Annotated in this window: 6 protein-coding genes and 2 rRNA genes; 7 read left to right on the top strand and 1 reads right to left on the bottom strand. The window is 36.5% G+C overall.

What is annotated here, in order from left to right; all coding sequences use genetic code 11:
* The 6 genes from BM361_RS16760 to BM361_RS16735 all read left to right on the top strand — a co-directional run.
* Positions 1 to 86: ribosomal RNA gene (locus BM361_RS16760) — 23S ribosomal RNA — on the top strand; the annotation flags it as partial.
* Positions 87 to 173: 87 nt separating this feature from the next.
* Positions 174 to 281: ribosomal RNA gene (gene rrf, locus BM361_RS16755) — 5S ribosomal RNA — on the top strand.
* A 149-nt stretch (positions 282 to 430) separates the two neighbouring features.
* Positions 431 to 2,446 carry a LamG domain-containing protein gene (locus BM361_RS16750; RefSeq protein ID WP_074980287.1) on the top strand — a complete coding sequence of 672 codons (2,016 nt, stop codon included), beginning with the start codon at positions 431 to 433 and terminating at the stop codon, positions 2,444 to 2,446.
* 99 nt (positions 2,447 to 2,545) lie between these two features.
* Positions 2,546 to 3,892, top strand: coding sequence for a Gfo/Idh/MocA family protein (locus BM361_RS16745; RefSeq protein ID WP_074980285.1), 1,347 nt, complete (start codon positions 2,546 to 2,548; stop codon positions 3,890 to 3,892).
* Positions 3,893 to 3,911: 19 nt separating this feature from the next.
* Positions 3,912 to 4,667, top strand: coding sequence for a 3-keto-disaccharide hydrolase (locus tag BM361_RS16740; protein WP_074980284.1), 756 nt, complete (start codon positions 3,912 to 3,914; stop codon positions 4,665 to 4,667).
* On the top strand, positions 4,664 to 5,257 hold the full coding sequence (locus tag BM361_RS16735; protein WP_074980282.1) for a 3-keto-disaccharide hydrolase: 594 nt from the start codon (positions 4,664 to 4,666) through the stop codon (positions 5,255 to 5,257). The genes BM361_RS16740 and BM361_RS16735 overlap by 4 nt, the downstream gene beginning before the upstream one ends.
* 218 nt (positions 5,258 to 5,475) lie before the next feature.
* Here the strand turns inward: BM361_RS16735 and BM361_RS16730 are convergent, their stop codons facing one another.
* A complete protein-coding gene (locus BM361_RS16730) occupies positions 5,476 to 5,709 on the bottom strand; it encodes a DUF6095 family protein (protein WP_074980281.1) in 234 nt (77 codons plus the stop codon).
* A 163-nt stretch (positions 5,710 to 5,872) separates the two neighbouring features.
* Between BM361_RS16730 and BM361_RS16725 the strand changes: the two genes are divergently transcribed.
* Complete coding sequence (locus BM361_RS16725; protein ID WP_074980279.1) at positions 5,873 to 6,985, top strand: acyltransferase family protein; 1,113 nt, start codon at positions 5,873 to 5,875, stop codon at positions 6,983 to 6,985.
* Positions 6,986 to 7,142: the final 157 nt, after the last annotated feature.

Genomic DNA, 7,142 nt, shown 5'->3' with positions numbered 1-7,142 from the left:
TGGAGATGACAACGTTGATAGGCTATAGGTGCAAGTGCAGTAATGCAGGTAGCCGAGTAGTACTAATTACCCGTAAGCTTATGTACTGATTCTTTTTCTTTTGTTGCTAAAACTTATAATTTTTATCTCAATATGTTACCTTATTAGAGTTGGCTACAAGTCAATCAAAGACTTAAGGTGGTTACAGCGGTGGGGCTCACCTCTTCCCATTCCGAACAGAGCAGTTAAGCCCACCAGCGCAGATGGTACTACGAAAGTGGGAGAGTATGTCGCCGCCTTCTTTTAGAAAACCCTTTATCACTACGATAAAGGGTTTTTTTATACCCGAAATCTAACAAAGATTTAAGCATAGTATTCCAATGCCCTATTCCGTAGTTTTTGTTTCCTAAATAACTCTTTTTTGTTACCTTCGGAAATGCTAAACTTAACTATGGAATCTTTAAATATAAAGCATCTTTGTTTTCTGATTATGTTATGCTCTTTACAGGTTTGTCTCGCTCAGAGGGATAAAGAGTTGCATATTTCTATAGTACCGGATAGTACTTCATTACCTGCAAATATCTCTGTTATTAAATTAACTGACGCCTCGCCTTTAGCTGTTGATAATAGCCCTGATTATGCCATAGATTTGTCAGCCGTAGATACGACCTATTGGAATTTGGATAGGTTAGATTCCTTAATTTTTAAAAAAGGCGTATTGCCGCGGGCTCTCATTAAAAGTGATTATAATTTTTATAATAATTATATAGATCATCTTAACTCCATACGGCAACATAAGGTAGATGTCAGTATTAATGGAGAACCATTGGTAAAAACAAGTTGGAAATCGCTGAAGCTTACTACTACCGGTGTTTTTTCTACAGTTTCAACAACCTTGTCACCGCAAAAGCGAGGCTTCTGGTTTTCACCCGATATATTTAACTTTAATGCTTATAACAGTGAGAAGCCCAAAGTTTTTAATGCCTATAAATATAGTTTAGATGAAAAATTAATCTTTTATCTACCTTTTAAAGAAGATATAGCGAATGAAGTTCGTCAGGATCAGGTGGCTACGAATAGAGATATTCAGTTTGTAAAAGATGATGTGAAAGGTCAGGTGGCTTATTTTAACGGCACCACTAGTTATGTTGACTTTCGATCTGATAATGAGGCGGATTTAAAGGAAATAACGGTTACCGCATGGATTAACCCTTCGGATGTGAATAATAGTCATAGTATTATTGGGAAGGGAGAAGTGTTCTCGGCTAAGATTTATGAGGGACGTTTGCAGTTCACAACCCCAGGGATCAAAGATCATCAAACCTCGAAAAAGCTGGTAGAGCCTGATCAATGGAGCCATGTTGCCTTTGTGTATGTCCCTAATAGTAAAATATACTTTTATTTAAATGGCGAACTTGTTTATGAAACGAATGCCTCTACAATTGAACATAGCGACCATTCAATTTTGATTGGTAGTAATTTATGGGGACAGAATTTTGAGGGACTAATGAGTGAATTCTCTTTATGGACCAGGGCACTCAGTGACGATGAAATTAATGAGGTGTATACCAATGGACTGGTTTTAAAGGAAGATACCGCCATTTCCAGTAAACTCATTTGGTTCCTTTTAATCGTGGTAGCAGTTTTGACTTTAATATGGTTTTTGAGGCGGCGTAACCCTGTGGTGAATGATCGGATTCCTGCTGTCATTCAGACGAAAGTAGACAGCCATGGCACCACCGATGTTGTCTATAATATACAACTTCTTGGAGGTTTTAAGATTTTCAACAAGGAGAGAGAAGATATTACCCATAAATTTTCGCCTAAAAGAAAAGAGCTTTTGCTTCTTTTGATTCTCTTTAGTTTAAAGGAAGGTGGAATTACTTCAAAAAAAATGGGCGAACTGCTCTGGCCCTCATTTAGTCCTTCGAGTGTTAAAAATAATCGAAGTACCCAAATCAAAGAGATTAGAAAAGTACTTGATGAGTATGCTATGGATATTTCTATAGTGTATGAAGATAAAAAGTGGAAGATTAGGCTTGGAGAGGGAATTCATATGGACGTGAAATCCCTTAACGAATACATATCATTTTTATTTAAAACAAAGAAGAGTGAACTTCCTTTGGATCGTTTGGTTTCAGTGGTGAATATTGTCGACTCAGGTCCACTTTTACCGAATATAGAAATGGAATGGATAGATGATTTTAAATCGAGATATGATAATAGTATCCTGGAAATCTTAACACCTTATCTTGATCAATACAAATCTAGTATAGCAGAAGAATTACTATTCGACCTTTGTAATGCTGTTTTAGTTATTGATCCATTACATGAATCTGCGGTTAAAACCAAAATAGAGTTATTGATTAAACAAGGTAAGCATATGTCTGCCAAAAAAGTCGCTGAAAATTTTATGCGCCTCTATTTGAGCTTCTACAAGGAAGAATACACTTCTAATCTTATTTAAATTTCAACTTTTTTAAGGTACTACCCCATTTATTACCCCTTCTGATACATCATGTCTACTTAAGTTTAGACAATTATTTAACCTAAACTTTAAATTCACATGAATAATAAAAGGAGATCATTTTTAAAGAACTTAGGGCTTGCGGGAGCTGCTGCAAGTGTTACTCCAATGGTATTTGCTAATGAAGCAAAGACTTTTCAGTTATTAAAAAGAAACAACACATTTTCATTTAATAATACTATCAAAATTGCGCTAATTGGTGCAGGCGGAATGGGGGTTGCTGATGCAAGAACAGCATTGTTAAATCCTAATATAGAAATAGTAGCCGTTTGTGATTTATATACCGGTAGACTTGATGCTGCAAAATCTAAATGGGGAAGTGATATTTTTACTACCAAAGACTATAAAGAAATATTAAAGCGTAGTGACGTAGATGCCGTTATTATAGGAACACCAGATCACTGGCATAAACAAATTAGTATTGATGCTTTAAAAGCAGGTAAGCATGTGTATTGCGAAAAACCAATGGTACACTCTGTAGATGAAGGTTTAGAGCTTATTGATACATGGAAAAAATCTGGAAAGATTTTTATGGTTGGAAGTCAGGGCATGTCTTCATTAGGAAATGAAAAAGCCAAACAATTACTTGCTGCTGGTGTTATAGGAGATATTAATTATGTCGAAGGATTTTGGGCACGTAACTCTCCTGCTGGGGCATGGCAATATGCCATTCCTGATGATGCCTCTACTAAAACGGTAGATTGGAAGCGTTTCATTTCAAATACCAAGAAAAGACCTTTCGATGAAACCAGATTCTTTAGATGGAGAAATTATACCGATTATGGAACTGGAATGTCTGGCGATTTATTCGTACACTTATTTTCGAGTTTACATTTTATTACAGATTCATACGGTCCGAATAAAATTGCTTCTACCGGTGGGTTAAGATATTGGAAAGATGGTAGAGAAGTGCCGGATGTTTTGTTAGGTATGTTTGATTACCCTGAGAGTGATCAACACCCGGCATTTAACTTGTCGTTACGTTGTAATTTTGTCGATGGTACCAGTGGAAGTACATACCTTAAGATTGTAGGTAGTAAAGGATCTATGGAAGTGAAGTGGGAAGAAGTTGTGCTTAAGCTTAATGCGAATGGTCATAGCGAGGATCCATTCCTTCAGGAAAAAGCAAAAGATGGTAAAACTCAAAGAGCAGATCGGAAGGGTATTGTTCCTCCTTTAGAAACTGTATATAAAGCAGAAAAGGGATATAAAGGTGCGCATTACGATCATTTCGCGAACTTTTTTGGAGCAATAAGAAATAATGGAACCGTAGTACAAGACCCAGTGTTTGGATTTAGAGCTGCAGCGCCGGCATTGTTATGTAACGATAGCTACCGTCAGAATAAGTTCATTGAATGGGATCCTGTAAATATGAAACTAGTATAACCACAACCAAAATTTATAAATGAAAAAAATAGTTTATACCTTCATTGCTCTGTCTGTTATGGTGGCATGTAAAAGTAATGGAGATGAGAAGAGCAAAGATGCCGCAACGGCTGAAGCCGGGCAGCAGGAAAATAAAATCGTAGACCAAACGCAAGAAGACGATTGGACGTATTTATTTGATGGAACAAGTACTGATGGCTGGAGAGGCTATAACGCTGAAACCCTACCGGAAGGCTGGGTGATCGAAGATGGTAGTTTAAAATCACTCGGAAAAGGAGGAGATATAGGCGGTGATATAGTATACGGTAAGGAAGAGTTCGGGGAATTTGAATTATACCTCGAGTGGAAAATTGCCAAAGGAGGTAACAGTGGAATTTTCTACCACGTTTTGGAAGGTGAAGAGTTTAAAGCACCTTACTTTAGTGCTCCCGAATATCAGGTGATCGATCAGATCGGTTTTCCACAGAAGCTGGAGTTATGGCAATCTATAGGAGCGGATTATGGAATGTATAATCCGGACTTTGAAGGAGCTGTTAAAAATGCAGGTGAATGGAATACGAGTCGTATAGTGTTTACCAATGATAAAGTTTCTTATTATCTGAATGGTAAAAAAACTGTAGAGTTTGTACCTTGGTCAGAAGACTGGAAAATAAGAAAGGAAAAGGGGAAATGGGAAAAGTTCCCGAATTACGGTAAAGCAAAAACAGGATTAATAGGTCTTCAGGACCACGGAAGTTTCATTTGGTATAAAAACATAAAAATTAAAAAATTATGAAAAAATTAGTTTTATCAGCTATTACACTTTTAACATTGGTAGGATGTAAGTCTGGTTATACTTCATTGTTTAACGGAAACGATTTAACCGGTTGGGAAATCTACGGAACCGAAAAATGGTATGTAGAAGACGGCTTGTTGATTTCAGAAAGCGGCCCGGATAAAAAATACGGTTATTTAGCTACCGATGAGCACTACAAAGATTTTGAACTTACTGTAGAGTTCAAGCAAGAAGCTGATGGAAATAGTGGTGTATTCTTCCGTTCTAGCATTGAAGGAACTAAAATTACTGGATGGCAGGTAGAAGTGGCACCACCAGCTAAACATACCGGAGGTATTTATGAATCTTATGGTAGAGGATGGTTAATTCAGCCAGAAGCTTCAAAAGACGAAAACCTTAAGTATGGTGAATGGAATAAAATGAAAATTAGAGTAGTTGGTAACCATGTAACTACCTGGTTAAACGGTGAGGAAATGGTGAGTTTTACTGACGAAAAAATTGGTAACGCTAACGGTAAAATCGCATTGCAAATCCACGACGGAGGAGGAATTAAAGTGTTTTGGAGAAATCTTAAGGTGAGAAGTCTCTAGAATAACTTGAATAATTCTTTAAATCAAGGATAAAATTGAAATGAATATTGCATATAAGCCATTAGGTTGATGCAGTTGAACAATACAGTATATAAAGAAATTACAGATTAAGTTAGTTAGTTGAAGCGTAGGGGCATTTGAAAATTACAGCATTCGTTTTTCGAATATTAAGTAAAGTTATGTTTGGTTAGTTGCTTAATGTAATCAGTAGAATGTCTCTATTTCTTTCCGAAAAATGCCTGAAGCATGATCTTAATACTGTAAAATCCCATGGCAATTGCGGCAAAGGCACTCAAGACCCCTGTAATTAGTACAGGCCAGTAAAAAGGGTGTCCTTCATTTTTAAAAGCTTGGTAAATAAGAATAGGAGCGATAAACATTAACGCCAGGGTATAGGCGAAATACTTAAAACTCTTGGCAAATAACTTTTTATCTGTACGATGTTGCTCCATTACTTTTTTTTTGTAAAAATAAACAAAATTAAGATGAGAGTCGTCTCCATAAAGAAACCCATTTTAGATATAGGCTGCCCTTTCAGCTTGTCAGCTAATTAAAAATGCGCTGGCCTAAGGAGAATCTTTAGATAATCCGATCTCAACACCAAAAAATAATAGAATGAATAGTACCAATGATGAAAACCTGCTAAAAAGCAAACAACATTTTTATGTGTTAGATGGTTTAAGAGGTGTTGCCGCCATAGCGGTTGTAATATTTCATTTTATGGAATGGGTTTATCCTGATTTTACTGAAAACTTCATAGGTCATGGTTTTTTGGCCGTCGATTTTTTCTTTTGCCTATCCGGATTTGTAATCGCTTATGCTTATGATAACAGGTTGCCAAAAATGGGATTGAAGACATTCTTTACTTCGCGGCTTATAAGACTTCATCCATTAGTAGTTGCTGGAACTGTACTCGGATTAATCGGACTATTCACAGATCCCTTTGCAGACCATGCTGTTAACTATTCAATTTCGTCTGTAGTTCTCATAGTAGTTAGTTCTTTATTACTTATTCCTTTTCCGGTTATGGAAGAGAGAGCTTTTAATCTCTTTAGTTTAAACGCTCCTTCATGGTCATTATTCTGGGAATATGTTGCAAACATTCTCTATGCCCTGATTTTAATACGACTTTCCCGTAAGGCTCTTTGGTTGTTGCTTGTAATAGCAGCCGCTGCCTTAATATGGGTGAGCTATAATGCCGGGAATCTTTTAGGAGGCTGGAGTGGTGGTACTTTCTTAGATGGAGGTGTTCGTATGAGTTATTCATTTATCGCCGGATTGCTGGTGTTTAGATCAGGTTGGATTATTAAAAATAAGTTGGGGTTTGTTGTTTTGTCTTTATTATTGGCTGTAGCATTTATGTCTTCTGGATTAACATATCCCTGGATCGTTGAGCTGATAATTGTAATGTTTTACTTTCCTTTATTAGTAGCCCTTGGAGCGGGATCGGTTTTAACTGACCCTATTCGAAAAATATGTGTTTTTATGGGGAATATTTCGTATCCACTCTACATGACTCACTATGTAGGCATCTGGTTTTTTGGTAATTATTTTATTAGTAAAACCATCCCGAAAGAACAATTGCCATGGGTTATAGGTTTAGGAACTGTATTGATGATCGTATTTGCGTGGTTGGTCATGATTTTATACGACATGCCGGTCCGTAATTTTCTAAAGAGGAAAAGATCAGAAAGGTTAAGACGTAAACAACTAGAATTACAGGGTTAGGATAGTTAAATGGTGTCTATAACGAATTAATTAATGATTTTTTTAAATCTTCTAAACCTAAATTCTTTGCAATAATGATTGCTTTATCATTGATTAGGAAATTGGAACGAACTCCGGTAATTCCATATTAAATGGCGGCCGTGTATTCTTTGCATTT

Source organism: Zhouia amylolytica (genome assembly GCF_900116365.1).
GTDB classification, from domain to species: Bacteria; Bacteroidota; Bacteroidia; order Flavobacteriales; family Flavobacteriaceae; genus Zhouia; species Zhouia amylolytica.
The sequence above is the reverse complement of the archived record's forward strand: the minus strand, read 5'-3'. Positions and strand labels throughout refer to the sequence as shown.